The organism is Herbiconiux sp. A18JL235, assembly GCF_040939305.1.
Taxonomy (GTDB): Bacteria; Actinomycetota; Actinomycetes; order Actinomycetales; family Microbacteriaceae; genus Herbiconiux.
The window spans coordinates 3,700,325-3,726,811 of record NZ_CP162511.1; the positions used below are offsets into that span (position 1 = coordinate 3,700,325).

At 71.1% G+C, this 26,487-nt stretch carries 23 protein-coding genes, 1 tRNA gene and 1 pseudogene; 6 read left to right on the forward strand and 19 right to left on the reverse strand.

Going from position 1 to position 26,487, the window contains the following annotated elements; all coding sequences use genetic code 11:
* Positions 1–7 precede the first annotated feature (7 nt).
* From ABFY20_RS17455 to ABFY20_RS17475, 5 genes are all read right to left on the reverse strand, one after another.
* The gene (locus ABFY20_RS17455; RefSeq protein WP_368497474.1) at positions 8–1,042 is read right to left on the reverse strand and encodes an ABC transporter permease; all 1,035 of its coding nucleotides are present in this window, start codon (positions 1,040–1,042) and stop codon (positions 8–10) included.
* Positions 1,039–1,827: an ATP-binding cassette domain-containing protein gene (locus ABFY20_RS17460; protein ID WP_368497475.1), complete on the reverse strand. Its 789-nt coding sequence runs from the start codon at positions 1,825–1,827 to the stop codon at positions 1,039–1,041. The genes ABFY20_RS17455 and ABFY20_RS17460 overlap by 4 nt, the downstream gene beginning before the upstream one ends.
* Complete coding sequence (locus ABFY20_RS17465; protein ID WP_368497476.1) at positions 1,827–2,840, reverse strand: sugar ABC transporter substrate-binding protein; 1,014 nt, start codon at positions 2,838–2,840, stop codon at positions 1,827–1,829. Before ABFY20_RS17465 ends, ABFY20_RS17460 begins: the two co-directional genes overlap by 1 nt.
* 63 nt (positions 2,841–2,903) lie before the next feature.
* On the reverse strand, positions 2,904–3,674 hold the full coding sequence (locus ABFY20_RS17470) for a DeoR/GlpR family DNA-binding transcription regulator (protein ID WP_368497477.1): 771 nt from the start codon (positions 3,672–3,674) through the stop codon (positions 2,904–2,906).
* A 111-nt stretch (positions 3,675–3,785) separates the two neighbouring features.
* Positions 3,786–4,514, reverse strand: coding sequence for a DJ-1/PfpI family protein (locus tag ABFY20_RS17475; RefSeq protein WP_368497478.1), 729 nt, complete (start codon positions 4,512–4,514; stop codon positions 3,786–3,788).
* 111 nt (positions 4,515–4,625) lie between these two features.
* Between ABFY20_RS17475 and dinB the strand changes: the two genes are divergently transcribed.
* From dinB to ABFY20_RS17490, 3 genes are all read left to right on the forward strand, one after another.
* A complete protein-coding gene (gene dinB / locus ABFY20_RS17480) occupies positions 4,626–5,921 on the forward strand; it encodes a DNA polymerase IV (RefSeq protein ID WP_368497479.1) in 1,296 nt (431 codons plus the stop codon).
* A 290-nt stretch (positions 5,922–6,211) separates the two neighbouring features.
* On the forward strand, positions 6,212–6,487 hold the full coding sequence (locus tag ABFY20_RS17485; RefSeq protein ID WP_368497480.1) for a hypothetical protein: 276 nt from the start codon (positions 6,212–6,214) through the stop codon (positions 6,485–6,487).
* 153 nt (positions 6,488–6,640) lie between these two features.
* A tRNA-Cys gene (locus ABFY20_RS17490) sits at positions 6,641–6,711 on the forward strand.
* Between the two features lie 585 nt (positions 6,712–7,296).
* Here ABFY20_RS17490 and recQ read toward each other — a convergent pair.
* From recQ to ABFY20_RS17505, 3 genes and pseudogenes are all read right to left on the reverse strand, one after another.
* A pseudogene (recQ, locus tag ABFY20_RS17495) lies at positions 7,297–9,147 on the reverse strand (DNA helicase RecQ); the annotation flags it as partial.
* Between the two features lie 103 nt (positions 9,148–9,250).
* On the reverse strand, positions 9,251–11,131 hold the full coding sequence (locus tag ABFY20_RS17500; protein WP_368497481.1) for a thiamine pyrophosphate-binding protein: 1,881 nt from the start codon (positions 11,129–11,131) through the stop codon (positions 9,251–9,253).
* Positions 11,128–11,478, reverse strand: a complete 351-nt coding sequence (locus ABFY20_RS17505; RefSeq protein WP_368497482.1) for a PLDc N-terminal domain-containing protein — start codon at positions 11,476–11,478, stop codon at positions 11,128–11,130. The genes ABFY20_RS17500 and ABFY20_RS17505 overlap by 4 nt, the downstream gene beginning before the upstream one ends.
* 220 nt (positions 11,479–11,698) lie before the next feature.
* Here ABFY20_RS17505 and ABFY20_RS17510 point away from each other — a divergent pair, with 220 nt between their 5' ends.
* Positions 11,699–12,043: a DUF4229 domain-containing protein gene (locus ABFY20_RS17510; protein ID WP_368497483.1), complete on the forward strand. Its 345-nt coding sequence runs from the start codon at positions 11,699–11,701 to the stop codon at positions 12,041–12,043.
* Here the strand turns inward: ABFY20_RS17510 and ABFY20_RS17515 are convergent.
* The 3 genes from ABFY20_RS17515 to ABFY20_RS17525 are packed head-to-tail and all read right to left on the reverse strand — an operon-like array spanning position 12,007 to position 15,054.
* A complete protein-coding gene (locus ABFY20_RS17515) occupies positions 12,007–12,969 on the reverse strand; it encodes a 1,4-dihydroxy-2-naphthoate polyprenyltransferase (protein ID WP_368497484.1) in 963 nt (320 codons plus the stop codon). The two genes, ABFY20_RS17510 and ABFY20_RS17515, sit on opposite strands and share 37 nt — an antisense overlap.
* Positions 12,970–12,979: 10 nt before the next feature.
* Positions 12,980–14,137, reverse strand: a complete 1,158-nt coding sequence (locus tag ABFY20_RS17520) for an AMP-binding protein (protein ID WP_368497485.1) — start codon at positions 14,135–14,137, stop codon at positions 12,980–12,982.
* Positions 14,137–15,054: a 1,4-dihydroxy-2-naphthoyl-CoA synthase gene (locus ABFY20_RS17525; RefSeq protein ID WP_368497486.1), complete on the reverse strand. Its 918-nt coding sequence runs from the start codon at positions 15,052–15,054 to the stop codon at positions 14,137–14,139. The genes ABFY20_RS17520 and ABFY20_RS17525 overlap by 1 nt, the downstream gene beginning before the upstream one ends.
* A 92-nt stretch (positions 15,055–15,146) precedes the next feature.
* On the opposite strand from ABFY20_RS17525, the gene ABFY20_RS17530 reads away from it, so the two are divergent.
* The gene (locus tag ABFY20_RS17530; protein ID WP_368499820.1) at positions 15,147–16,154 is read left to right on the forward strand and encodes an o-succinylbenzoate synthase; all 1,008 of its coding nucleotides are present in this window, start codon (positions 15,147–15,149) and stop codon (positions 16,152–16,154) included.
* Between the two features lie 106 nt (positions 16,155–16,260).
* On the opposite strand, the gene fgd is transcribed toward ABFY20_RS17530, so the two are convergent.
* From fgd to ABFY20_RS17550, 4 genes are read right to left on the reverse strand one after another with little or no spacing between them, the layout of a single operon-like run.
* Positions 16,261–17,265, reverse strand: coding sequence for a glucose-6-phosphate dehydrogenase (coenzyme-F420) (fgd, locus tag ABFY20_RS17535; RefSeq protein ID WP_368497487.1), 1,005 nt, complete (start codon positions 17,263–17,265; stop codon positions 16,261–16,263).
* Between the two features lie 12 nt (positions 17,266–17,277).
* Positions 17,278–18,048 carry an alpha/beta hydrolase gene (locus tag ABFY20_RS17540; protein ID WP_368497488.1) on the reverse strand — a complete coding sequence of 257 codons (771 nt, stop codon included), beginning with the start codon at positions 18,046–18,048 and terminating at the stop codon, positions 17,278–17,280.
* Positions 18,045–19,286 (reverse strand): kynureninase, encoded by a 1,242-nt coding sequence (gene kynU, locus ABFY20_RS17545; RefSeq protein ID WP_368497489.1) that lies wholly within the window; start codon positions 19,284–19,286, stop codon positions 18,045–18,047. The genes ABFY20_RS17540 and kynU overlap by 4 nt, the downstream gene beginning before the upstream one ends.
* 3 nt (positions 19,287–19,289) lie before the next feature.
* Positions 19,290–20,081, reverse strand: a complete 792-nt coding sequence (locus tag ABFY20_RS17550; protein WP_368499821.1) for a tryptophan 2,3-dioxygenase — start codon at positions 20,079–20,081, stop codon at positions 19,290–19,292.
* A gap of 161 nt (positions 20,082–20,242) precedes the next feature.
* Between ABFY20_RS17550 and ABFY20_RS17555 the strand changes: the two genes are divergently transcribed.
* On the forward strand, positions 20,243–21,454 hold the full coding sequence (locus ABFY20_RS17555) for an MFS transporter (RefSeq protein ID WP_368497490.1): 1,212 nt from the start codon (positions 20,243–20,245) through the stop codon (positions 21,452–21,454).
* An 18-nt stretch (positions 21,455–21,472) separates the two neighbouring features.
* On the opposite strand, the gene ABFY20_RS17560 is transcribed toward ABFY20_RS17555, so the two are convergent.
* The 4 genes from ABFY20_RS17560 to ABFY20_RS17575 form a co-directional block, all read right to left on the reverse strand.
* Positions 21,473–23,059, reverse strand: coding sequence for an alpha-amylase family glycosyl hydrolase (locus tag ABFY20_RS17560; RefSeq protein WP_368497491.1), 1,587 nt, complete (start codon positions 23,057–23,059; stop codon positions 21,473–21,475).
* Complete coding sequence (locus ABFY20_RS17565; protein WP_368497492.1) at positions 23,056–23,973, reverse strand: carbohydrate ABC transporter permease; 918 nt, start codon at positions 23,971–23,973, stop codon at positions 23,056–23,058. Before ABFY20_RS17565 ends, ABFY20_RS17560 begins: the two co-directional genes overlap by 4 nt.
* Complete coding sequence (locus ABFY20_RS17570) at positions 23,970–25,001, reverse strand: carbohydrate ABC transporter permease (protein WP_368497493.1); 1,032 nt, start codon at positions 24,999–25,001, stop codon at positions 23,970–23,972. Before ABFY20_RS17570 ends, ABFY20_RS17565 begins: the two co-directional genes overlap by 4 nt.
* A gap of 150 nt (positions 25,002–25,151) precedes the next feature.
* On the reverse strand, positions 25,152–26,465 hold the full coding sequence (locus ABFY20_RS17575) for an ABC transporter substrate-binding protein (protein WP_368497494.1): 1,314 nt from the start codon (positions 26,463–26,465) through the stop codon (positions 25,152–25,154).
* Positions 26,466–26,487: the final 22 nt, after the last annotated feature.

The window sequence follows — 26,487 nt, forward strand, 5'->3', positions numbered from 1 at the left end:
CCGCGCGTCAGCGCCGCTTGTACAGCTGCTGACGCCGGAGGTAGTCGACGGCGACCGCGCAGACGAGGATGGCGCCGACCACGATGTTGTTGTACTGCGGCGGGATCGACGCGACGATGAGCGCGTTGTCGATGAGCGAGAGCAGCACCGCGCCGACGGCGACGCCGGTGATGTTGCCGAGCCCGCCGAGGAGGCTCACTCCGCCGATGAGCACGGCGGTGACGACGACGAGGGTCGTCGCCGATCCGCCCGCCTCCACCTGCCCGGCGCCCACGCGTGCCGAGTACAGCAGCCCCGCGATACCGCCGGTGACCGCGGCGATCACGTAGAGCGCCAGGTCGAGCCGCTTCACCCGCAGGCCGTTCCCGATGGCGGCCTGCCGGTTGCCACCGAGCGCCCGCACGTTCACGCCGAACCGGGTGTGCTCGAGCACGAACCAGGCGGCTACGCCGACCAGCACCGCGATCCAGATGACGTTCGGGATGCCGATGAAGTACCCCTGACCCAGCCGCACGAAGTCGGTCGGCAGCGGCAGCACGTCGAGCCCACCGGTGATGAGCGCGTTGATGCCGAGCGCCATGAAGAAGGTGCCGAGCGTCGCGATGATGGGCGGCACGTGCCAGTAGGTGATGATGAGGTGGTTGAGCACGCCCACCAGCGCCGCCACGACGAGCGCGGCGAGGATGGCGACGGGCACCCACACCCCGAGCTTCATGAGCGAGGTGCCTGTGAGCGCGGCGAGGGTGAAGACGGCTCCGACCGAGAAGTCGAGCCCGCCGCCGATGATGAGGAGGGCTGCGCCGCAGCCCATCACGAAGTAGATCACCGAGCTGCGGAGGATCTCGGTGAGGTTGTCGACCGAGATGAACGCGGGGTTCGCCACGGTCGCCGCGATGACGATCACCGCGACCACGGCGAGCAGCGACGCCTCCTGCCGGAGCAGCACCGTCGCGATGCGGCGGGTCGACCGCGGTGCCGGATGCGCATCCGTCGTCGCACCCGCCGGTGCGGTCGTCGGGGTGTTCGGCGCGGTGCGCGTCATGATGCCTCCTCGAGGGTGCGGCGCGAGGGGGTGTCGCGCGGGATGGCGCCCGTGATCATGCCGATGATCTCGTCGCGGGTGGTCTCGCTCGCGCGGCGGGTGCCGACGCTGGTGCCGAGCCTCAGCACGGTGATGCGGTCGGCGTGGGTGAACACGAAGTCGAGGTCGTGGCTGATGCAGATGACGGCCTTGCCCGCCCCGCGCAGCTCGTCGATCATGCGCCCGACGTGGGCGGTCTCCTGCACGCCGAGGGCGGCGGTGGGCTCGTCGAGCAGCATGATCGGCTTGTCCATGCGCACGGCACGGGCGATGGCGACGACCTGACGCTGCCCGCCCGAGAGCAGGCCGACCGGGGTCTTCACATCGCCGACGCGCACGTTGAGGTCGGCGAGCACCTTGGCGGCCTCGCGGTCCATGCGCCGGCGGTCGAGCACGACCCCGAAGCGCTTCGGCAGGTTGCCGAGCGCCATGTTCGTGGCGATGTCGAGGCACTCGACCAGGGCGAGGTCTTGGTAGACGACCGCGATGCCCTTCTCGAGCGCATCGCTGGCGCCGTGCACCGCATCCATCGCCTCGCCGTCGACGAGGATCTCGCCGCCGTCGCTCTTGTGGATGCCCGTGACGATCTTGATGGTGGTCGACTTGCCGGCGCCGTTGTCACCCACGATGGCGTGGACCTCGCCGCGGTAGGCGGCGAAGTCCACGTCTTCCAGGGCGGCGACCGAACCGAACGACTTGCGGATGCCCCGCAGCTCGAGCGCCGGAGTGGAAGAAGGGGTGCTCATCAGGCCCACCCCTGCTCCAGCAGCTCGGCGTAGTCGTCTTTCGTGGCCATGCGGGTGCCGACGTCGATGAGGGTCGCCGATCCTCCCGCCGCCTCGCCGCTCTCGATGCGGTCGACGACGGCGTCGAGCGCATCCGCACCGGCGTCGCAGAGCGCCTGCAGCAGGAAGCGGTACTCCGCGCCGCTCTCGAGGGCCTCCTTGCCGCCGTTGTCGGGACCGTTGCCGATGAACGCGACCTTGCCGGTGAGGCCCTTGGCCTCGATCGCCGAGACGGCGCCCTGGGTGACGGTGCCCATGTTCGTGGCGATGACGTTGACCTCCGGATGCGCGGTGAGGAGCGCGTTCGTCTGCGCGAGCGCCTTCGCCGAGTCGTCGCCGGTGTAGACCTCTCCGACGATCTCCACGTCGTCGGTGTCGGCGACCGCGGCCTTCACGCCGTCCATGAACGACTTTCCGATGCCGGTGTCGCCCGGGGCGATGAGGCCGAGCTTCTTGTCGCCCGGGAGCTTCTCGACCTCGGCGACGTAGATCTTGCCGAGCTCGGTCCAGTCGATGCCCACGTTGATGTCGGCGCCGCTGCCGTCGGCTCCGTCGCCGTACATCGTGGCGGTGACGATCCCGGCGTCACGGGCCTGGTCGAGCAGTGGGCCGAACGCGTCGCTGGCGGGGAGGGTGATGATTCCCGACTTCTTGTTGGCGATGGCGCTCTGGATCTGCTCGATCATGGTGGTCGGGTCCATCGCCTGGCCGGTCGGGCCCGACTCGTTGAAGTCGACGCCGCGCGCCTCGGCGGCGTCGGCCATGCAGTCGCCGATGAGGCGCCAGGCCGGGTAGTTGGGCAGCGGGTTGACGAACTGGATGCTCGTGGTGCCGGCGCCGGCGCCACTGCCGTTGCCCGCTCCGTTCGCGGAGTCGGAGGACGTCGTCATCCCCGGTCCGTCGCTGCAGCCGGTGAGGGCGAGGGCGATGACGGTCGCGCCGCCGAGCGCTAGCGGGAGGAGTCTCGATCGCATGGTGTGCCTTTCGTGGTGATGGGTTCTCGGTGTTCGGGTTGTGGGGTGTTCGGGTCGTGCGTCCTAGACGCGCTCGACGTGGGGGCCGAGCGCGGCGAATCGTTGTGCCTGCCGGAGCGGCAGTGCCTCTTCGGTGATGAGCAGCTCGAAGTCCTGCACCTTCGCGAAGGTGCAGAAGCTCGTCACACCGAACTTCGTGTGGATGCCGATGAAGATGCGGCGCCGCGACACGGCGACGGCCGTACGCTTCACCTCGGCCACGGCGGGGTCGGGCGTGGTGAGCCCGCTCTCGACCGTGATGCCGTTGGCGCCGAGGATGGCGAGGTCGAGGTTCAGCTGGGCCAGCATCGCGGTGGCCCAGTGGTCGACGGTCGCCAGGGTGCGGCTGCGCACCCTCCCGCCGAGGAGCAGCACCGAGTGGTGCGGCGCCTTGCCGATCGCCACCGCGTTCGCGAGCGACGCCGTCACGACGGTGAGCGGCTGGGTGAGCTCGGCGATCGCCTCGGCGATGAGCATCGGGGTGTAGCCCTCGTCGAGGAAGATGGTCTGCGCGTCGCCGATCGCCTCCACGGCCGCCGCGGCGATGCGCCGCTTCTCGGCGAGCCTGGTCTGGGCCCGGTGGTCCATCGCGGTCTCGAAGCTCCCGCTCTCGACCGGCATCGCCGCGCCGTGCACGCGCTGCAGCAGGTGGCGGTCTTCGAGCACCCGCAGGTCGCGGCGCACGGTCTCGACGGCGACCCCAAGAGCGGTGGCGATCTCCTGCACCTCCTGGCGACCGCCCGACCTCACCAGGTCGAGGATGCGCTTGCGGCGCTCTTCACCCGAACGGGCCATCTCCCGACCTCCTCGTCGACGCGGGATGTGCCGCACGATGCGGTCACTGAGATCATCATGCGGGCTGGAATTGCCCGTGTCCCGACCGATTCGAGGGAAGTTCCGCCCGAGTTAAGCCCGCATGCGGGCCGCCGCCCGCCGCACGCGCTCCTCCCGGTCGGCCTGGTGGGCGGCCCCCGCCGCGCGGAACGCCTCGAGCACGGCAGTCGGAGCCGTGCTCGGGGAGCCCGCCGTGAAGGGCGGCGCCGGGTCGTACTCGAGGTGCAGCTGGATGCGCTCGGCGACGTCGCGGCCGCACAGCTCGGCGACCACCGAGAGGGCGAAGTCGATGCCGGCGGTCACCCCGCCGCCCGTGATGCGGTCACGGTCGTGGCACACGCGGCTGCGCTCGGGCGTCGCGCCGAACTCGGCGAGCAGCTCGAATGCCGACCAGTGCGTCGTCGCCCGGTAGCCCTGCAGCAGACCCGCCGCGCCGAGCAGGAGCGCCCCCGTGCAGACCGAAGTGACGTAGCGGGCGCGCTCCGCCTGCGAGCGGAGGAAGTCGAGCGTCTCGTCGTCGTCGAGCAGCAGGTCGACGCCGTGCCCGCCCGGAACGCAGAGCACGTCGAGCTGCGGGCAGGCGGCGTAGGTGACCGTGGGGGTGAGCGTGATGACCGCGTCGGTCGGCACCGGGTCGGGCGTCTTGCCGATGACGTCGACGGATGCGCCGGGAACGTCGGCGAACACCTGCAGCGGCCCGGTGAGGTCGAGCTGCGTGACGTTCGAGAAGACGAGGAGGCCGATGCGGAGGCCCGGGGTGGGCGCGGAGGCGGGGCTGGGTGCGGGGTCGGGTGAGGTCATGGTCACATCGTGGGGGATGCATCCGCTGGTGCGCTGACCGGGCGCAGCCGTGTGGTGACCGATGTCGGTGGGCGGTGCGAGCATCCTGTCAGGACGGTGACGGGAGGCGGCATGAGGGGCGAGGCGACCGTGCTGCACGCCGACCTCGACGCGTTCTACGCCTCGGTCGAGCAGCGTGACGCACCGGCGCTGCGCGGGCGGCCGGTGATCGTCGGCGGCGGGGTGGTGCTGGCGGCGAGCTACGAGGCGAAAGCACGCGGGGTGCGCACGGCGATGGGTGGGCGGCAGGCGCGCGAGCTGTGCCCCGATGCGGTGGTGGTGCCGCCGCGGATGGAGGCGTACTCCGAGGCCAGCCGCGCGGTGTTCGCGATCTTCCGTGACACGACGCCCCTCGTGGAAGGTCTGTCGATCGACGAGGCTTTCCTCGAGGTCGGCGGTCTGAGGCGGCTCGTGGGCACCCCCGAGCAGGTGGCCGTGCGGCTGCGCGCCCGGGTGCGGGCGGAGGCCGGGCTGGCCATCTCGGTGGGGGTGGCGCGCACGAAGTTCCTCGCCAAGGTGGCGAGCGCGGTGAGCAAGCCCGACGGGCTGCTGGTCGTCGAACCCGAGCGCGAGCAGGAGTTCCTGCTGCCCCTGCCGGTCGAGCGGCTCTGGGGCGTGGGGGCGAAGACCGCCGCGAAGCTGCACGGGCTCGGCATCAGAACGGTCGGGCAGCTCGCCGAGCTCGAGGAGGCGACGGCCGAGCGGCTGCTCGGGCGCGCCGCCGGGGCGCACCTGCACGCTCTCGCGCGGCTGCGCGACCCGCGGCCGGTCGACACGACGCGACGCCGCTCGTCGATCGGGTCGCAGCGGGCGCTCGGCGGTGGTCCGCGGTCGCGGGCGCGGTCACCCGAGGAGCTCGAACTCATCCTCACGCAGATCGTCGACCGGCTCGCCAGGCGGCTGCGCGACGGAGACCGGGTGTGCCGCACGGTCGTGCTGCGGCTGCGCTTCGGCGACTTCGAGAAGGCGACGCGGTCGCGCACGGTGGGCACCGCATCCGATCGCACCTCGGTGCTGCTCGGCGTCGCGCGCGAGCTGCTGGCCGCGGCGCAGCCCGAGATCGCCGCGCGTGGCATCACGCTGATCGGGCTCTCATTCGGGCAGTTGGCGCGTGCCGACAGCATCCCGCTCGAACTGCCGATCGACTGGGACGACGCGCACCGGCCGGGTGCCGCCCGCGGCCTCAGCGCCGGCGCCGGCCGCAGCCTCGGCCTCGGCCTCGGCGCGGGCGTGAGCTTCGACCCGCCCCGGCTCGACACCGTGCTCGACGCCGTGCGCGACCGCTTCGGCGCCGACTCGGTCTCGCGTGCCGCGCACCTGCACCACGACCCCGGGCTCTCGGCGCCCCTGCTGCCCGAGCACGAGTGAGGGAATGGGGCGCGTGGTCACCCCGCCTGTCGCTCTCGAGTGCGGGCGGCGCTCGTCTTGGTCGCGCAAAGCGCTCTCTCGGGGCTTTGCGAGAGCACTTCGTGCGACCAGCGCTGTGCAGGACGCCGTGGGGCCATCGGGGGTGAGGGGTGGGGCTCGTGGTGACCCCGCGCGTCGCACACGAGCCCAGGCGGCGCTCGTCCTGGTCGCGCAAAGTGCTCTCTCGGGGTTTTTTGAGAGCACTTCGTGCGACCAACGGTGCGCGGGGCGCTGCGGGCTAGGCTCAGCGCATGAGTGAGTCGCCGGAGCACACCCCTTCATCCACGCCGCCCAGCACCCCTCCCTCGGCAGAGCAACTGGAGGCGTCGGAGCACACCGAGAAGCGTACAGTGGCCGGCGAGACCAGGTACTACGTGAAAGACCTCGAGAAGCACTTGAAGATCTGGGGGCATCCGAACCCCGACGGCCTCGTGGCGTACTTCACCCCCGAGGGGACGTTCCATGCCGACGGCGTCGACTACGACCACCGGCGCGCCCTCATCGGCATGATGGGCGGCGTCGTCTAGTCACCCTCTCCCACTTTCTCGCGGACAAAGTCCGTGAAGAACTCCGTTGTCACGGACTTTGTCCGCGAGAACGTGGAGGGAGTTCGTGCGGCCCGTCACAGAAGGACTTGTTCGGGCGGGCGGCGCGGGGGTCGGGGATGATCGAGGTCATCGCGCGGTGTGCCCGAGAGGTCAGGGAGCGGCCTGCAAAGCCGTCTACGCCGGTTCGAATCCGGTCGCCGCGTCTCCCGCACGTCGTCGCGCCAGTGGTGACAGGCGCGCCTCGGCACCCGTCCCGCCTCGGGGAGCCGTCGCTCCCACCTCACCTAACCCACCCCGGAACGCCCTCTCCGAGCGTTCTCCCGCACAAAGTCCGTGATGACTGAGTCCTTCACGGACTTCGTGCGGGAAAACGGGGCGGATGGGCGGGGCGGGACCCCGGGCGGGACCCCCGGCCGAAAGCCCCGGGCAGGGCCCGGGCGGGGTCAGTAGTGCTCGGGTGGGGGTGCGTCGGAGTCGTCGTAGGGCGGGTACTCGTCGTAGTCGGGTGGGGGTGGCGGGGCGTCGGCCCAGGCGGGGTCGTCGTCGTGCGGCAGATCGGCGGGGTCGATGCGCTGGGTGAAGCGGGTCTGGGCGCGGGAGCGCGACGGGCGCGCCCCGCCCGCACGGCTGCTCTGCGCGCCGCGAGCCGCGAAACCCGAGCCGGACGACGCCGCGCGCGCCGTGCGGTCACCGCCTCGATCCGAGAAGCTCGGGGCAACGGATGACCCGGTCGCAGGAGCCTCTCCTCCGGCGCCGTCACCGCCGAGCGAGCCACCGAGCGCGGCGGTGAGCGCCTCGACGAGGCCAGGACCGTAGCTCTCGCGCTTGCGGTCGCCGATGCCGGGGATGCCGATGAGACCCTCAGGGCTCGTGGGCTTCAGCTGCGCGATGGTGGCGAGGGTTGCGTCGTGGAACACGACGTAGGCGGGAACCCCCTGCTCCTTCGCGGTCGCCGCCCGCCATGCGCGGAGCGCCTCGAACAACTCGGCGTCGGATGCCGACAACGACTCCTTCGCTGCCGAACCCGACCTTCCCGAACCGGAGCCCGAGCCACCCGGCCCCGAGCCAGACCCCCGCGTGCGCGCCGTCCGCTCCGGCTCGCGCCGCAGCTGCACCGTGCGCCCGCCCGACAGCACCGCCCCGCTCTCGGGCGTGATGACGAGAGTGCCGTACCCGTCGTCGTTCACCGCGAGCAGTCCGAGTGCCAAGAGCTGCCGCACCACCCCGCGCCACTGCTGCTCGCTCAGCTCGGTGCCGATGCCCCAGGTGCTGAGGGTGTCATGCTTCCACTGCGTGACCCGGTCGGTCTGCTTGCCGCGCAGGATGTCGATGAGGTGCCCGGCTCCGAAGCGCTGATTGCGCTCGCGCTCGAGGCGCACGACCGTGGAGAGGAGTTTCTGGGCGGCGACCGTGCCGTCCCACGACTCGGGCGGCTGGAGGCAGGTGTCGCAGTTGCCGCACGGCCCGCTCTGCTGGCCGAAGTAGCCGAGCAGGTTCACCCGGCGGCACGACACCGTCTCGCAGAGCGCGAGCATCGCATCGAGATGTGCCGAGAGCCTCCTCCGATGCGCGAGGTCACCGGGTGACTCGTCGATCATGCGGCGCTGCTGCACCACGTCTTGCAGGCCGTAGGCCATCCACGCCGTCGATGCAGCGCCGTCGCGGCCGGCGCGACCGGTCTCCTGGTAGTAGCCCTCGACCGACTTCGGCAGGTCGACGTGGGCGACGAATCGCACATCGGGCTTGTCGATGCCCATGCCGAAGGCGATGGTGGCCACGATCACCACCCCGTCGTCGCGCAGGAACCGCGACTGTGTGCGCGCCCGCACCCCCGCGTCGAGGCCCGCGTGGTAGGGCATGGCGTCGACGCCGTTCTCGACCAGGAACTGGGCGGTCTTCTCGACCGTGTTGCGGGAGAGCGCGTAGACGATGCCCGCTTCGCCGGCGTGCTCGTTGCGGATGAAGGAGAGCAGCTGCTTGCGCGGCTCGTTCTTCGCGTCGATGCGGTACTGGATGTTGGGCCGGTCGAAGCTCGCGACGAAGTGCCTGGCCTCGCCCATCGACAACCGCTCGGTGATCTCCTTGTGGGTGGCCTCGGTGGCCGTGGCCGTGAGCGCGATGCGCGGCACCTCGGGCCAGCGCTCGGCCAGCTCGGCGAGAGCGAGGTAGTCGGGCCGGAAGTCGTGCCCCCACTGCGACACGCAGTGGGCCTCGTCGATCGCGAACAGCGCGATCTCGCCCTGCGCCAGGAATCTCTTCGTGCTCTCGGCCGACAGCCGCTCGGGCGCGACGTAGAGCAGGTCGAGCGCACCCGAGAGGTAGGCCTGCTCGACCTCGGCCCGCTGGGCCGGGTCTTGGGTGGAGTTGAGGAAGGCAGCCCGCACGCCGACCGCCTTCATCGCCTCCACCTGATCGTGCATGAGCGCGATGAGCGGCGAGATGACGACGCCCGTGCCTTCACGAACGATCGACGGCACCTGGTAGCAGAGCGACTTGCCCCCACCCGTGGGCATCAGCACGACGGCGTCTCCGCCGCCGATGACGTGATCGATGATCTCGGCCTGGTCGCCCCGGAACGAGTCGTAGCCGAACACCCGGCCGAGGGTGTCGAGGGCGATGGTGGCGGATGCTGTGGTCACGTCTCGAGCCTAGTTCGCGCCGCGGACATCACGGCTTGTCCACAAGCCCTCCCCACCGGGCACGCCCATGACGGGCCTGTGCAGGAGTCACGACCGGCCCACCTCAGCGCCCCAGCGCGACCTCGACGACACTGCACCCCGGCGCGGGCGACAACAGCACCTGATCGAGCTCGCTACGCCGTTCGACCCGCCTGTGCGTCCACCCGTAAGCGGTGGCGATCGCCCCTAGGTCGGCGTCCTGCGGCGTGTACATCACCCGGTCGAAGGCCGAGCGCTCGGCGCTCCCCGCTACCTCGAGCCCGTCGAAGATGGTGCCCCCGCCGTCGTTGCCGACCACGAGCTGCACCCGCGGCATCCGCTCGCCCGGTGTGCGCAGCAGCGCCCCCACATCGTGCAGGAAGGCGAGATCGCCGAGCAGCACCCGCGTGGTGCCGGGCCGCGCATCGGGCCCCTGGCTCGCGATGGCCACGCCGATCGCCGTCGAGATCGTGCCGTCGATGCCGGCCAGCCCCCGGTTGGCGTGCACCGGGATCTTCTTGCCCGGCACCGCCGCGTCGACCTCGCGCACGAGCCGTGACGCCCCCAGCACGAGGCGATCGTGCGGCCAGCTCGCGCGCCACACCGCGAGCGCCAGCGAGCGCCGGGTGATCGGTGCCTTCAGCGCCGCGAGCTCGCCCTTCGCGAAGGCGCGCGCGGCCTCGACGTCGCCCGGCCCGCTCGCGCTCAGCACGGGCGCGGCGAGGTCGTCGCCCGCCGACTCTTCTTCCATGAGCTCGCGCCCCGCGAACACCCACTGCCCCGTCCAGGAGCGGGCCGCGCGGTCGCCGCGGTCTTCGGGGTCGGCGGTCACCTCGTCGACGACGACCGTGTCGGGTCGCGGCAGGTAGGCGGCACCACGGCCCGCCACCACCACGGTCTCGACATCGGCACGGGCGAGCAGCGCGGGCACCTGCCGGCTGAGGGTCGGATGCCCGAACACCACGGCGCGCTCCACCCGTCCACCGAAGTCGGGGTGGTCGAGCAGCGTGCGGTAGGCGCCCACGAGGTTCGGCCCGAACCGCGACCCGCTCGATGCCTCGGCGATCATCGGCCACCCGGCGCCCCGGGCGAAGTCGGCGGCCGCCTCCCCCGCGTCGGCCCCGGCGATCACCAGAGTGCGGGGCCCCGGCGCCAGATGCAGACGACGGATGCTCGTGCCGCCGGCTTCGGCGAACCCCGCCGCCCGAACGCCGTCGACGATGCGGACGACCCCGGCGGCATCAGCAGCGCCTGCCGACCCTGCAGCACGCACGACCCCGTCTCCCTCACCTGCATCGGCAGCGTCAGCGCCGTGGGGGGTTGTGCCGCCATCGGGCGCCGCAGCCGCCCGTGCCCAGCGCACAGAGGTGCCGTCGACGTGCGATTCCCACGGCACCTCGGCTGCCTCGTCGTCGACCTCCCCCGAGAGCGGTTCGACGAACTGCAGGTTCAGGTGCACGGGGCCCGCGGCACGAGCATCCGTCGCCATCTCGAAGGCCCAAGCGGCGAGGTCTGACGCGGCAGGGAGCGAATCGGGTCGCGGCGGCGCGAGGTCGACCTCGGCCCGCGCGAACTCCCCGAACATGCCCGGCTGGATGGTGGTCTGGTTCGAACCCGTTCCGCGCAACGACGCCGGGCGGTCGGCGCTCAGCACGATCATCGGCACCCCGGAGTGACTCGCCTCGACCACCGCAGGCAGCAGGTTCGCGACAGCCGTGCCCGAGGTGGTGACGACGAGAGCCGGCCTGCCGCTCTCACGGCCGATGCCGAGCGCCGTGAACGCGGCGACGCGCTCGTCGATGCGCACGTGCACCGTGATGACGCCCTGCTGCTCCAGCTCGGCGAGCGCGAGGGCGAGCGACTGCGAGCGCGACCCCGGCGAGACGACCGCGTGCTTGACGCCGAGCGCGGCGAAGGCGCGCACCAATCGGGCGGAGAAGGTCGCGGCCGGGCTGGCGGCGGTCACCGGTCGGTTCTGCCGTTGTCCTGCTCGTCGTCGGTCTCGGCGAGCCGCTTCTCGAGCTCACGGATGCGCTCGTCTTGCGTGGGGTCGGGGATGGGACGGATGGTGCCGAGGAAGTCGGGGTCGTCGTCGGGCCCGAGCGCACGCACCGGCGGCTTCGTGACGCGGCGACCGCGACCGATGAGCAGCCACAGGATGCCGCCGATCGGCGTGAACAGCAGGATGATGAGCACCCAGACCGGGCGGGGCAGCGCCTTCACCCGCGACTTCGGGAGCATGAGGCAGTCGACCAGCGCGTACACCGTGAACGCCACCACGACGATCACGACAGCGAGCAGGAGACGGGCCATGGAGTAACCATACCCCCGCAGATCGAGAGGGCCCTGCGTGTTCGCCGACCGCGACCAGACCGTGATCTCGGGGCGGTCTGTGGCTCGCCCGCACGGGCCGGGATGCGCGCACGACAGGGCAGAGGAGGCGCGCGTCAGCCCCCGGTTCACGGCGCGCGCCGGCCGCCGCTCAGGATGCGCGTCAGCCGCCGGTCAGGATGCGCGCCTTAGACTCGGGGTCGTGAAACCCGGACGCACCTGGCTCGTGTACACCCTCATCCGCCTCGGCATCTTCGCTGTGGTGCTGACGGTGCTGCTCCTGCTGAACATCACCGCGTGGATCGCCGCGGTGCTGGCTGCCGTGATCTCGCTCTGCATCTCCATCCTCGTGCTGCGGAAGCCCCGCGACGAGGCGTCGAAGACCCTCTACGAGGCCAGGCGCAACCGGGGCACCGCCACCCGCGACCCCGCCACCGCGACGACCTCCGAAGACGAAGACGTCGAAGACAGGGCCGTCGACGCCCGTGACGCCGACGCCGACGCTGCGACTCAGAGCGCGAACGACAACCCGAGGCCCACCCCGTAGAGCAGCCCGAACAGGCTGGTCAGCTGCAGCACCGTGATGTACTCCCGCGGCTTCTTCGCGGTGAGCATGATGATGGTCGCGGGAACCGTGATGAGCAGCGTGAAGAACACCAAGGGCGCCAACGGGTAGAGCAGGGCGAAGAACGCGAGCACCGCGTAGGCGACGAGCAGCCAGAACACGTAGACGATGCGCGATGCGGTGCGCCCGATGAGCACCGCCAGGGTGCGCTTCTTCACGAGCTTGTCTTGCTCGATGTCGCGGATGTTGTTGGCCATGAGCACGGCGCACGCGATGGCTCCCGCCGCGACTCCGCCGGCCCAGCTCTCGGCGTTCACCTCGCCGGCGAGGATGAAGGTGGTGCCGACGGTGGCGACCACCCCGAAGAACACGAAGACGAACACCTCGCCGAGGGCGTAGTAGCCGTAGGGGTGCTTGCCGCCGGTGTAGAACCACCCGGCGGCGATGGCCGCGGCTCCCACGGCGAGCAGCCACCAGTGGCCCGTGATGACGGTGATGGCGATTCCGGATGCTCCGGCGAGCCCGAAGAACACCAACGCGACCGCGAGCACCCGCTTGGCCGGCACGAGCCCCGAGCCGGTGAGACGCGGCGGGCCGACCCGCACGTCGTCGGTGCCGCGCACCCCGTCGGAGTAGTCGTTGGCGTAGTTCACGCCGATCTGCAGGAAGACAGCGACGAGGAGGCACAGCGCGAACAGCAACCACGAGATGTCGCCGTCGGTGAGCACGGATGCAGCCCCCGCGCCGAGCGCCACCGGGGCGATGGAGAGAGTGAGGGTGCGCAGCCGCGCACCCGCCAGCCACGCGCCGGCCGCCGAGCGGGTGCCGGGCTGCGGTCGCACCGCCGTCTGACGGGGGGCGTTGACGCGGGCGGGGTGGCCGGAACGGCGCTTGGTGCTTTTCGACATCGGGGCGATTCTAGTGAGCAGCCGCGGTGAGCGACCTGGTGAGGGCGAGCCTGTCGGGCTTGCCGGAGGGCAGGAGCGGGAGGGTGTCGACGCGGTGCACCGCCGCGGGCGCCGAGGCACGGCCGGCGACGGGCACCACGGCTGCGCGCAGGGCGGCGAGGGCGCTGGGTGACGGCTCGCGGTCGGTGACGACGACGGCGACCTGACCCCAGGTCTCGTCGTCGGCGGCCACGACGACCGCCTGCTGGAAGCCGGGCTGCGACTGCACGAGTCGCTCGACGAGGTCGAGCGAGACCTTGACGCCGCCGGAGATGATGACGTTGTCGAGCCGCCCGGTGATGGCGAGCCGGCCTTCGGAATCGATGCTGCCGCCGTCGGAGGTGCGGTACCAGCGCACACCGCCGTCGTCGACGAAGCGCTCTGCGGTGAGCTCGGCATCGCCGAGGTACCCCTCGGCGAGCGAAGGGCCGGTGATCTCGATCTCGCCGTGACGCTCGCGCACGACGGTGTTGCCGATCGGCAGGCCGTCGTAGACGCAGCCCCCGGCTGTCTCGCTCGAGCCGTAGGTACGCACGACGGGCATGTCGAGATCGAGCGCGCGCTGACGCAACGCCTCGGGGAGGGCCTGACCTCCCACCAGCACCGCGTCGAGGCGCGCCACGGCGCGGCGCACCTCGGCGTCGGCGTGCGCGGCGTCGACCAAGCGCGACAGCTGGGTGGGAACGAGCGAGGTGTAGCGGCGCGGGGCCTCCATGCCGGCCACGAGGGCCGCGAACCGCTCGGCCCAGTACGGGCCGGGAGGTTCGTGCAGCGGCTCGGTGCCGGCGGCGATCGACCGCACGAGCACTTGGAGACCGGCGATGTAGTGCACCGGGAGCGCGAGCAGCCACTGCCCGGGGCCGCCCAGGGCAGCCTCGGTGGCCGCGGCCGAGGCGAGCAGCGCCTCGCCGGAGAGCATGACCCGCTTGGGCGCACCCGACGACCCGGAGGTCTCCACGACGAGCGCGACCTTCGTGGGCACGTCGCTCGGCAGCGCTCGGCCCTCGCTCGACGGCGAGTGCCCCTGCTCGCGCACGAGCACGGCCGGCCCCGAGTGCGAGAGGGCGTCGCGCAGCGCCCGTTCGACGAGCTCGATGCGACCCGCGTCGAGGAGGGCGAGGGGGCGCATCAGTAGTGGTACGGGAAGGCCGACCAGTCGGGCTCCCGCTTCTCGAGGAAGGAGTCGCGACCCTCCACCGCCTCGTCGCCGGCATAGGCGAGCCGGGTGGCCTCGCCGGCGAACACCTGCTGCCCCACCAGACCGTCGTCGACGGCGTTGAACGCGTACTTCAGCATGCGGATCGCCGTCGGCGACTTGCCGAGGATGACCCGCGCCCAGCGCAACGCCTCGGTCTCGAGCTCGGCGTGCGGCACCACCCGGTTCACCGCCCCCATCTCGTAGGCGCGCTGCGCGCTGTACTCCTCGGCGAGGAAGAACACCTCACGGGCGAACTTCTGCCCGATCTGCCTGGCGAAGTAGGCGCTGCCGTACCCGGCGTCGAAGCTGCCCACGTCGGCGTCGGTCTGCTTGAACCGCCCGTGCTCCTCGCTCGCGATCGACAGGTCGCACACCACGTGCAGCGAGTGGCCGCCCCCCGCAGCCCACCCGGGCACCACGGCGATCACGACCTTGGGCATGAAGCGGATGAGCCGCTGCACCTCGAGGATGTGCAGGCGCCCGGCCCGGGCTGTGTCGATGCCCGCCGCCGTCTCCTCGTCGGAGTATTTGTAGCCGTCGCGACCCCGGATGCGCTGGTCACCGCCGCTGCAGAACGCCCACCCGCCGTCGCGCGGGCTCGGGCCGTTCCCTGTGAGCAGCACGACGCCCACTCGCGGGTTCTGCCGCGCATCGTCGAGAGCCGAGTAGAGCTCGTCGACGGTCTTCGGCCGGAAGGCGTTGCGCACCTCGGGTCGGTCGAAGGCGATACGGGCGACGCGACCCTCCCGGTCGAGGTGGTAGGTGATGTCGGTGAAGTGCTCGGAACCCGGCGCCACCACCCACTCCTCGGGGTCGAAGATGTCGGAGACCGTGGATCTATCGCTCATGCTGCAAGGCTACGCCGATGCGCGCATCCGCCGGCCGTCGCGAGCAGCTTGGGGATAACGTGCAGGCGCGGGAGGATTGTGGAGTGGTGACCATGACTCCCCCGGCTCTCGCCGAGCTGCTCGAGCGGATGCACGTGGTGGCGCTGCCCTTGCACACCCGCTTCCGCGGACAGACCGTGCGCGAGATCGCCCTCTTCGAGGGGCCGGAGGGGTGGACCGAGTTCTCGCCCTTCCCTGAGTACGGCGACGAGGAGTCGGTGGCCTGGCTGCGCGCCGCCGTCGAGTTCGGATGGACATCGACCACGACCACCGCGACGACGGCTGCCGCTCGGCCGCAGCGCACCGAGATCCCGGTGAACGCCACGGTGCCCGCGGTCGAGGCGGCCGACGTCGCGCGGGTGCTCTCCCACTACGACGGCTGCCGCACCGCCAAGGTGAAGGTCGCCGAGCGCGGCCAGACGCTCGACGACGACCTCGCCCGCGTGCGCCGCGTGCGCGAGGTGATGGGGGCGGAGGGCCGCCTGCGGCTCGACGCGAACGGCGGCTGGAACGTCGACGAGGCCGAGCACGCCGTGCACCGTCTGGCGGAGTTCGACCTCGAGTACCTCGAGCAGCCGTGCGCGAGCGTCGACGAGCTCGCCCAGCTCCGCGAGCGCATCGCCTACCTCGACATCCCCGTGGCGGCCGACGAGAGCGTGCGCAAGGCGAGCGACCCGCTCGCGGTCGCGCGGGCCGGGGCCGCCGACCTCCTCGTCGTGAAGGCGCAACCGCTCGGCGGCATCTCCGCAGCGCTCGCGATCGTCGCCGAGGCCGGCCTTCCCGCGGTGGTGTCGTCGGCGCTCGAGAGCTCGGTGGGGATCGCGATGGGGGCGCACCTCGCCGCAGCACTCCCCACCCTCGACCACGACTGCGGACTCGCCACTGTCGAGCTCTTCACGGCCGACGTCGCAGCCCCCGGCCAGAGCCTCGTGCCGCGCGCCGGCTGCATCCCGGTCACCCGCCCCGACGTCGACCCCGATGCCCTGGCGCGGCTCACCGCCACCCCCGCCCGACGTGAGTGGTGGGCGGAGCGGATCACCCGCATCCACCCCCTCCTCTGACCCACCCGCCGACGTTCTCCCCCACAAAGTCCGGGATGACTGCGGTCATCACGGACTTTGTACGGGAAAAGTCGCGAGCGCGGCGCCGCGCCGCCGCCGCCGGCCCCTACCCCAGCGCCCGCAGCCGCGGCGCGAGGTCGCGCTCGAACAAGGTCATGAAGCGCTCCTGGTCGTGGCCGGGGGCGTGGAAGACGAGGTGGTTGAAGCCCCACGACACGTACTCGGCGATCGAGGCGACCACGGCGTCGGGGTCGGTGCCGACGATCCAGCGCTTGGCGATGGTCTCGATGGGCAGCGCATCCGCCGCCTTCTCCATCTCGATGGGGTCGGTGATGTCGTGCTTCTGCTCCTTCGACAGCGACAGCGGCGACCAGAAACGCGTGTTCTCGAGCGCGGCCTCCTCAGTCTCCTCGTACGAGAGCTTGATCTCGATCATGCGGTCGATGTCGTCGAACGACCGCCCGACCTTCTCGGCGCCCTCCTTCACGGCGGGCACGAGCTGCTCGGTGTAGAGCTCGGCGCCCTTGCCCGAGGTGCAGATGAAACCGTCGCCGGCGCGCCCGGCGTAGCGCGCGACCACGGGGCCGCCCGCGGCGACGTAGATCGGCACCCCGGCGGGGTCGACGTCGTAGATGGAGGCGTCGACGGTGGAGTAGTACTCGCCGTCGTACGACACCCGATCGCCCTTCCAGAGCTCCCGCATGAGGGCGACCGACTCGCGCAGGCGGGCGAAGCGCTCCTTGAACTCGGGCCAGTCCTTCGCACCGGTGGCGATCTCGTTGAGCGCCTCGCCGGTGCCGACGCCGAGCCACACCCGGTTCGGGTAGAGCACGCTGAGCGAGGCGAAGTATTGCGCGAGCACCGCCGGGTTGTAGCGGAAGGTGGGGGTGAGCACGCTGGTGCCGATGCGGATGCTCGACGTGCGCTCCCCCACCGCCGCCATCCAGGCGAGGGCGGAGGGGGCGTGGCCGCCGGTGTGGCGCCAGGGCTGGAAGTGGTCGCTCACCGCCACCGACTCGAAGCCGTGCCCCTCGGCGGCGACGGCGATCTCCACCAGCTCACGCGGGCCGAACTGCTCTGCCGAGGCCTTGTATCCGAGGGTGATGCCCATGTCGTCCTTCTTTCAGTGCGCATCCGCCAGTGCTGCGAGCACTTGAGCAAAGACATCGCTCGACGGATCGATGAGTTCGTAGTGACCGACCCCCGGCAGCGGCTCGAACCGGATGCGGGGGTCGCGTTCAGCGTAACCCCGGCTGAACGACACGGGCACCTCGTCGTCGAGTTCGCCGTGCACGAGCACCGTCGCGATTCCCACCGTGACGGGCACCTCGAGCAGCATCGGGTCGGCCGCGGCGAGCCGCTCGGCGAACCCCGGAGACGCGGCTCCGCCGAGCAACTCGCCGACCGCGTCGGAACTCAGCGCGAGCCGGTGCCCCTCGGTGAGGTCGAGCACGCCGGCGAGCGCCACCACCCGGTCGACGGATGCACGCAGCGGCTCCTGCGCGGCGGCCCAGACGGCGAGGTGGCCACCCGCGGAGTGACCGGCGAGCACGACGGGCGCCGGCGAGGAGGCCGGGGTCTGCCCGAAGCGCTCCCGCACCAGGCCGGGAACCCGCGACACGATCGCCCGCACGTCGTCGAAGGTCGCCGGCCAGCCGCCCCCGTCGCCCACCCTGCGGAATTCGGGCAGCGCCACCGTCCAGCCGGCCGCTGCGAGCGCTGCGGCCAGGGGGCGAAGGTGCGTGCGGTCCCAGCGGCTGCGCCAGAACCCGCCATGCAGCAGCACGACGAGCCCGCGCGAGCCGTCGTCCTCGTCGCGCTGCGCAGCGCGGTACAGCTCGACGATCTGCTCGGGCAGCGACCCGTACGCGTCGACGTGGTCGGGCCTGTTCACGCCACCGACGCCGCCAGCAGCCCGCGGATCTCCTCCACCGTCACCTCGACCTCCGCGAAGCTCGTCGACAGCGGCGACAGCCCCAACCGGATCCCGGTCGGGGCCCTGAAGTCGGGGATCACCCCGCGCGCCCACAGCTCCCCCATCATGCCGGCGAACGCCGGGTGATCGATGGTCACGTGACTCCCCCGCATCTCGTGCTCGCGCGGCGTCGACAGCACGACCCCGAGCGGTGCGAGCCGCTCGTCGACCAGCGCGATGGCGAAGTCGGTGAGCGCGAGCGACTTCGTGCGGATCGCCTTGATGCCCACCTCCTCGATGAGCCCCAGCATCTCCTGCATGGCGATCATGCCGACCACCGGCGGCGTGCCGCTGACGAACCGGCGGATGCCCTCGGCCGGCACGTACCCGTCGGCCATCGCGAAGGGGTCGCGGTCGCCCATCCAGCCCCAGATCGGCTGGCGGGCGCCGGCGTCGGCGAGCAGCGCCGAGGAGACGTACAGGAACGCGGGGGAACCGGGGCCGCCGTTGAGGTACTTGTACGTGCATCCCGTTGCCAGGTCGACGCCCCAGGTGTCGAGCTCGATCGGCACCGAGGCGACCGAGTGGCAGAGATCCCAGAGCACGAGCGCCCCATGTTCGTGGGCCAGGGCGGTGATGCCGGGAACGTCGGCGAGGTAGCCGGAGCGGTAGGCGACCTGACTCAGCACCACGACGGCGGTGGCATCGCCGATCACGGCTGCGGCGTCGGCGAGGGTCGCGCCGGAGCCCTGCTCGGTCTCGATCCAGCGGATGCGCGCCCCGGTCTCGGCGGCGACCCCCTCCACCACGAAGCGGTCGGTCGGGAAGTTGCCGCGGTCGATGACGATCTCGTGGCGATCGGGCCGGGCATGGAGCGCGGTGCGCAGCAGCTTGTAGAGCGAGACGGTGGTGGAGTCGGCGACAACGGTCTGCCCCGGGGCAGCGCCGAGCACCGCCCGGCCGAGTCTGTCGCCGAGACGGGTGGGGAGCTCGAGCCACGACTCGTCCCAGCCGCGGATGAGGCGGCCGCCCCACTGCTCGGTGATGAAGGAGCTGAAGGCCTCGGGGAGGGTGGCGACGGGCCGGCCGAGCGAGTTGCCGTCGAGGTAGGCGGGAATTGCGGGGTCGTCGGCGCCGAGGAAGCGGGAGCGGTAGGCGCCCAGCGGGTCGGCGGCGTCGAGCGCGGAAGCGTCGAGTGCTTCAGGTGTGTGCGTCATGTCTCAGCGTCCGATCTCGGTTCGCACCGCGAAGAGTTCAGGGAAGAAGGTGAGGTCGAGCGCCCGGCGCAAGAAGTCGACTCCGCTCGAGCCGCCGGTACCGGTCTTCATGCCGATGGTGCGCTGCACCGTGCGCAGGTGCCTGAACCGCCAGAACTGGAAGTTCTCCTCCAGATCGACGAGCTCTTCGCACGCCTCGTAGGCGGCCCAGTGCTTCTCGGAGTTCTCGTAGATCTCGAGGAAGACGGGCAGCAGCTCCGGCGTGAGCGTGTTCGCCACCGTGACGTCGCGCGCGAGCACCGCCGCCGGAACGTCGAATCCGTGCCGAGCGAGATAGCGCAGGAACTCGTCGTAGACGCTCGGCCGGTGCAGCAGCTCCTCGAGCACGGCGCGCGCGCCGGGCTCGGCGTCGAAGACGGCCAGCATCTTCGCGTTCTTGTTGCCGAGCGCGAACTCCACCGCGCGGTACTGGTACGACTGAAAACCCGAGGAGTTCGCCAGCGAGTCGCGGAACTGGGCGTATTCGCTCGGCGTGAGGGTGGCGAGCACCGACCGCTGCTCGGTCATCGTCTTCTGGATGTGCTTCACCCGCGCGATCTTCTTGAGCGCAGCGGGGAGGTCGTCGGCGGCGAGCAGTGTCATCGCCGCCCGCAGCTCGTGCAGGACGAGCTTCAGCCACAGCTCGGTGGTCTGGTGCTGGATGATGAACAGCAGTTCGTCGTGATGCTCCGGATGCGACACCGGGTTCTGCGCACCGAGCAGCCTGTCGAGGCCGAGATAGGAGCCATAGGTCATCTTCTCGCGGAGATCGGTGACGATGCCCTCTTCGATTTCCCGGGTGTTCGTCGCCGCCGTGGTGTCGTCGTTCACCTGCGCACTGTACCTCTGAATCGTGACGCAGGTCACGCCTGCGTCACGTGGCCATCGGGCCTCGTCACGGCTTCTAAGCTCGGAGGGTGGCCTCCCGCGATGACGACGACGGCTTCGGCCATCGCCGGGGCGACATCGCGTACCGCCGCATCCTGGTGGGCTTGTTCTTCGCCGGTGTGGCCACCTTCGCCCAGCTCTACTCGCCGCAGGCGGTGCTGCCCGAGATCTCCGCCGACCTCGAGGTCGAGCCCGCCGCCGCAGCTCTCCTGCTCTCGTTCGCCACGATCGGGCTGGCTCTCGGGGTGATCCCGTGGTCGGTGGCCGCCGACCGGGTGGGCCGGGTGCCCGCCATGACGGCGGCGGTGGTGGGAGCGACGACGGTAGGGCTGCTCGTCCCGTTCGCGCCGACCCTGCCGCTGCTGCTCACCGGAAGGTTCGTCGAGGGGCTGCTCGTGGCGGGGGTGCCCGCCGTGGTGATCGCGTACCTGAGCGAGGAGATCCACCCCGCCGACGCCACCCGCGCGGCTGGCACCTACGTGGCGGGAACCTCGCTCGGCGGGTTGCTCGGGCGCATCGTCGCGGGCCCCGCGGGGGAGCTCATCGGCTGGCGTGCGAGCATGGCGGCGGTCGCCGCGGTGTGCGCACTGGCCACTGCAGCATTCATCGTGGTCGTGCCGAAGGCGCAGGGGTTCCGCAAGCATCCGCTCGCCGTGCGCTCGGTGCTCGAACGCCTGCGGGCCAGTGTGCGGTCGCCGCGCCTGCTCGCGCTCTACGCCCAGGGCTTCCTGCTCATGGGCGCGTTCGTGGCGCTGTACAACTACCTGGCGTTCCGGCTCGGCGAGCCGCCGTTCGACGTGCCCGCCTCCATCATCAGCCTGCTCTTCCTGGCCTACCTCGCCGGCACCGTGAGCTCGTCGCTGGCCGGCTGGCTGGTCGACCGGCTCGGCCGCCGCGGCGCCCTGCTCACCACGGCCGCGGTCTTCGCCCTCGGCACGGTGCTCACGCTGACGGATGCGCTCCCGCTCATCATCGTCGGCCTCGTCGTCGCCACGGCCGGCTTCTTCGGCGCGCACTCGATCGCCTCGGGGTGGGTGGGCCGCGAGGCCGTCACCGGTCGTGCCCAGGCGGGTTCGCTCTACAACCTCTTCTACTACCTGGGCTCGAGCGTCTTCGGCTGGCTGGGCGGCGCACTCCTCGTCTCGTTCGGCTGGCCCGGGGTCGTGGGCATGGTCTGCGCGCTCGTCGCCGGCGCCGCCCTCGTCGCCCTCCTCGTGCTGCGCCCGCGCCCCGCGCCCTGAGCGGATGCGCGCCCCGCGTCAGCGGGAGACGCGCACCCAGGCGGCTGCGTCGGCGGGCAGCAGCCCCTCGACGAGCGGCTCCGAGCTCAGCACGAGCTCGCCAGCGGGCAGCACCACCGGCCGCTCGCCCATGGCGAGCACCACGGCGAACCCGCCGTGCTCGGCGATCACGCGCCCCGGCGCGGAGCCGTCGCCCGCACCCCAGGCGAGCGGCGCACCCGCGCGCATCAGCCCCTCGCCCACCAGCACCTCCCGCGCCCGTGCGGCACGACGGAACAGCGCGAGCGCCGAGCGATCGTCGCCCTCCTGCACCTCCACCGCGAACTGCCCCCAGCTCTCGGGCGTCGGCAGCCACGGCAGACCCGCGCCCTCGGGAGAGAACCCGAAGGTGCCGGCTGCCGCCTCCGTCCACGGCAGCGGGATGCGCGCACCGTCGCGGCTCACCCCTCCGTGTTGCCACATCGGGTCGGCGCGCAGCGCCACGGGCACGTCGACCTCGGGAAGCCCGAGCTCCTGCCCCTGGTACACGTACACCGCGCCGGGCAGCCCGAGCAGCGCCACCACCGCGGCACGAGCCCTGCGCCTTCCCCGAACTCCCCCACCGAAGCGGGTGACCGTCCGCACGATGTCGTGGTTCTCGAGCGCCCAGCTGGGCGCAGATCCGGTCTCGGCCCGCACCCGCTCGAGGTGCCTGCCCACCTCGACCCACGCATCCGGGTTCCAGTCGAGCTTGGCGAAGGCGAACGCGAAGGTCTGGTGCAGTTCGTCGGGCCGGGTGTACCGGGCCGACCGCTCGGGTGCCAGGTTCACCTCGCCCACCAGAAGGCGCGCGGGCGCGTACTCCTCCGCCACGCGGCGCCAGTGCCGGTACACCTCGTGCACGGGCTCCTGGTCCATGGCGAGCGGGTTCGAGCGCAGACCGTCGATCACGGTGGGCACGGTCGCCGAATCGGGAAGCCCCTCGGCCTTGAACAGACCGTGCGCGACGTCGACCCTGATGCCGTCAACCCCGCGGTCGAACCAGAAGCGGATGACACGGTCGAAGTACTCCCCCACCGCGGGGTTCTCCCAGTTCCAGTCGGGCTGCCCCGGCGAGAACAGGTGGAGGTACCACTCGGTGTCGGTCGCGGAGTCGGGTGCCGCGCGGTGCCAGGCCGGCCCGCCGAAGACGCTCACCCAGTTGTTCGGGGGCAGCTCGGAGGCCTCGCCGCGCCCCTGGCGGAAGAGGAACATCTCGCGCTCACGCGACCCGGGGCCCGCGGCGAGCGCCGCCTCGAACAGGGCGTTCTCGATCGAGGTGTGGTTCGGCACGATGTCGACGAGGATGCGCAGGCCCGCCTCGTGCGCGACCACGAGCAGCTCGTCGAGGTCGGCGAGGGTGCCGAACAACGGGTCGACGTCGCAGTAGTCGCTGATGTCGTAGCCCTGGTCGACCTGCGGCGAGCGCTGGAACGGGGTGAGCCACAACCCCTGCACTCCGAGCGAGGCGAGGTACGGGATGCGCGCGATGATGCCCCGCAGGTCTCCCACGCCGTCGCCGTCGGCGTCGGCGAACGACCGCGGGTAGACCTCATAGATGACAGCGCTCTCCCACCACCCGCTCACTTGGTGGCGCCCGCGGTGAGGCCGTCGACGATGCGACGCTGGAAGATGAGCACGACGATCATGAGCGGGATCGTCACGACGACACCTGCGGCCATCTGAGCACCGAAGGGGGCTTGGAAGTCGCTCGCCCCGGTGAACTTCGAGATCGCCACGGTGGCGGTCTGGATGGCGGGGTCGTTGGCCATGGAGAGGGCGATGATGAACTCGTTCCAGCTGTGGATGAAGGTGAGGATCGCCGTGGTGAACACGCCCGGTGCGGCGAGCGGCAACAGGATGCGGGTGAAGGCCTGCCACTTCGTGCAGCCGTCGATCATCGCCGCCTGCTCGAGGTCGTGCGGCAGCTGCTTCATGAAGGTGGTGAGGTTCCACACCGCGAGCGGGATGGCGAACGACAGGCTCGGCACGATCATCGCTTGGTAGGTGTTGATCCAGCCGATGTCGGTGAACAGGCGCAGCAGCGGCACCACCACGGCGATGCCCGGGAACATCGAGGTCGCGATGATGACGGCGAGGATTGCCGTCTTGAAGCGGAACTTCAGCCGCGCGATGGCGTAGGCGGCGAAGATGCCGAGCACCAGCGCGAGGATCGTGGTGGTGCCCGCGACGATGAGGCTGTTGAGCAGCGATCTGCCGAAGTCGTTCGACCCGCTGAACACCTGGGCGTAGCTCTCGAGCGACCAGGTGGTGGGCAGGAGCGAGGTGGAGAAGATGTCGTTCGTCGTGCGGAAGCTCGACACGAGCATCCAGTAGAACGGCGCCAGGCAGTAGACCGCGACGATGGCGATACCGACCCAGCGGGTGATGGCGCCGCCGATGCCGCGCCGGCGCTTCCGGCCGCCCCGCGCATCCGTGCCGCCACGGTCCGCGCGGGATCCGCTCGCGGCGATGACGTCTCGTTCGGTCAGCGCGGTCATCGTGCACTCTCCTTCTCGGCGCGAGCCGCCTTCTTCTGGGCGCGCGCCGCCTTCTTCTCGGCCCGCGCATCCGCATCGCCGATCACGTCGGCGCCGAGCACCCGGATGAACACGAACGCGATCACGGCGACGTAGACGAGCAGGATGATGGCGAACGCGCTCGCCGCGCCGTACTGGAGCTGGTTCGATTCGTCCCACGCGAGGATCGACAGGGTCTCGACCGAGGTCTTGCGCGGCCCGATCAACACGAACGGCAGGTCGAACATGCGGAGGGCGTCGAGCAGACGGAACAGCACGGCCACGAGGAGCGCCGGGCGCACGAGCGGCAGCGTGATGGAGACGAACTGCTTCCACGCGTTCGCCCCGTCGAGCTTGGCGGCCTCGTAGACCTCTTCGGGGATGAGCTGCATGCCGGCCAGCACGAGCAGGCCGATGAACGGCGCGGTCTTCCAGATCTCGGCGATGATGACGGCGGCCTGGGCGGCGAAGCCCTCGGCGGTCCAGAGGATCTGGGTGTTCAGGAGGTCGTTGGCGATGCCGTTCGACTGGAAGATCCAGCGCCAGAGCAGACCCGACACGGCGGTGGGGATCGCCCACGGGATGAGGATGGCGGCGCGCAGGAAGGCGCGGCCGCGGAACGCACGGTTCATCGCGACGGCGAAGGCGACGCCGATGACGGTCTCGAGGCCCACGGTCACGAAGGTGAAGAAGGTGGTGTTCCAGAGCGCGTTGTAGAAGCGCCCGGACTCGGCCCCGGCGAAGATGTCGAGGTAGTTGCCGAGCCCCACGAAGCTCTCGCCCTCGACCACGAATCCGTCGGCGTCGAGACCCGACTCGGCGGCGAACAGCGACTGGTACAGCGCCGAGAGGAGGGGGTAGAGGATGACGAGCAGCAGGACGACGAAGGTCGGCGAGAGCAGCAGGGAGGCGAGGCCGCCCTCGCGGGGCGCCCGGTCTTCCTTGCGCTTTCTCCGCGGCATGTCCGCGGGCGGCGGCGGTGCCGCCTGACTGGCGATGGTGGTGGTCATCTCGGGGCTTTCTGGCTGGTGGGCGCGGGCCGTGAGGCGGTGGGGGCGGATGCGGGGGACGATGGCGGTCGCGCGGCACCCGGGTGGTCGGCGGAGCGGATGCGGTGACGGGCCTCTCGATCAGGCCACCGCATCCGCCCTGCCGTCGTGCTAGCCGTTGGTGATGTCGGTCAGCTTGGTCTGCAGCTCGGTGAGGGCTGCATTCGGGGTCTTGTCGCCGGTGAGGGCGGCGTAGATCTCGTCCTGGATGGCGGCCGTGGTGGCGCCGTAGGCGACGACCTTCGGGCGCGGCTGGGCGTTCTCGAGCGAGGTCAGCAGCGTCGGCAGGTAGGGGTAGTTCGCCGTCACGGCCGCGTCTTCGAAGAACTCGGGGAAGACGGGCGCGCGGGAGCTGAGGGCGAGGCGGGCCTCCTCCTGCTCGCGGTTCGTGAAGAACGCGATGAACTCGAGCGCTGTCGCCTTGTTCTCGGCGAAGCTCGAGATGGCGATGTTGCGGCCACCGAGGGTGGAGACGCCGGGGCCGTCTTCACCGGGGATGGCGCTCACGCCGAACTTCCCGGCGACGCTCGACGAGCCGTCGGTCGCGGAGAGCGACTTGTAGATGTAGGGCCAGTTGCGGAGGAAGACGAGCTTGCCCTCCTGGAACGCCTGCCGGCCCTGCTCCTCCTGGAAGGTGATGGCGTCGCGCGGGATCATCCCCGACTCGAAGCCCTCGACCAGGAACTCGAGCGCGGTCTTCGCCTCGGGGGTGTCGACGGTGGGGTTGCCGTCGGCGTCGAAGAGCGAGCCGCCGGCCGAGGCGACGGCCTCGCTGAAGTTCACCGTGAGGCCCTCGTTCTTGTCGAACTGGCCCGCGTAGCACGACATGCCCGCGGCCTCGGGGAGGGCGAGCACCGCGGTGCAGTCCTCCTGCATCTCGGCCCAGGTGGTGGGCGCCTCGGTGATGCCGGCGGCGGTGAGCAGGTCGGTGCGCGAGTAGAGCAGCGCGCCGTCGGTGTAGTACGGAGCGCCGTAGAGCGTGTCGCGGTAGCTCGCGGCCTCGACGGTGGCGGGGACGAGCTCGTCGACGGGGAGGGCGTCTTCGGGAAGGGCGGTGATCCAGCGGTTGGCGGCGAACTCGCTGGTCCAGACCACATCGAGGTTGAGCACCGAATAGGCGTCGCCCTCGACCTGGGCGTTCTGCACCATCTGCTGGCGCTGCTGGTCGGCGTCGAGCGGAAGTTCGACCCAGGTGACCTGCTCGTCGGGGTGCTCGGCGTTCCAGGCGTCGATCGTGGCCTGAGCGGCACCCGAGGCGTCGGGGCTCGACACGTACTGGATGGGCCCTCGGCCCTCGAGCTCGGCCTCGGCGGCAGGAGTGCCGGCTCCCGATCCCGAGCCCGAGCAGGCGGTGAGGGTGATCGCTGCGGCTGCGGTCAGCGCTAGGCCGACGGCGATCCGTCGATCACGGCGTCGTTGCATCATGATTGCTCCTTCTTCATGGTGG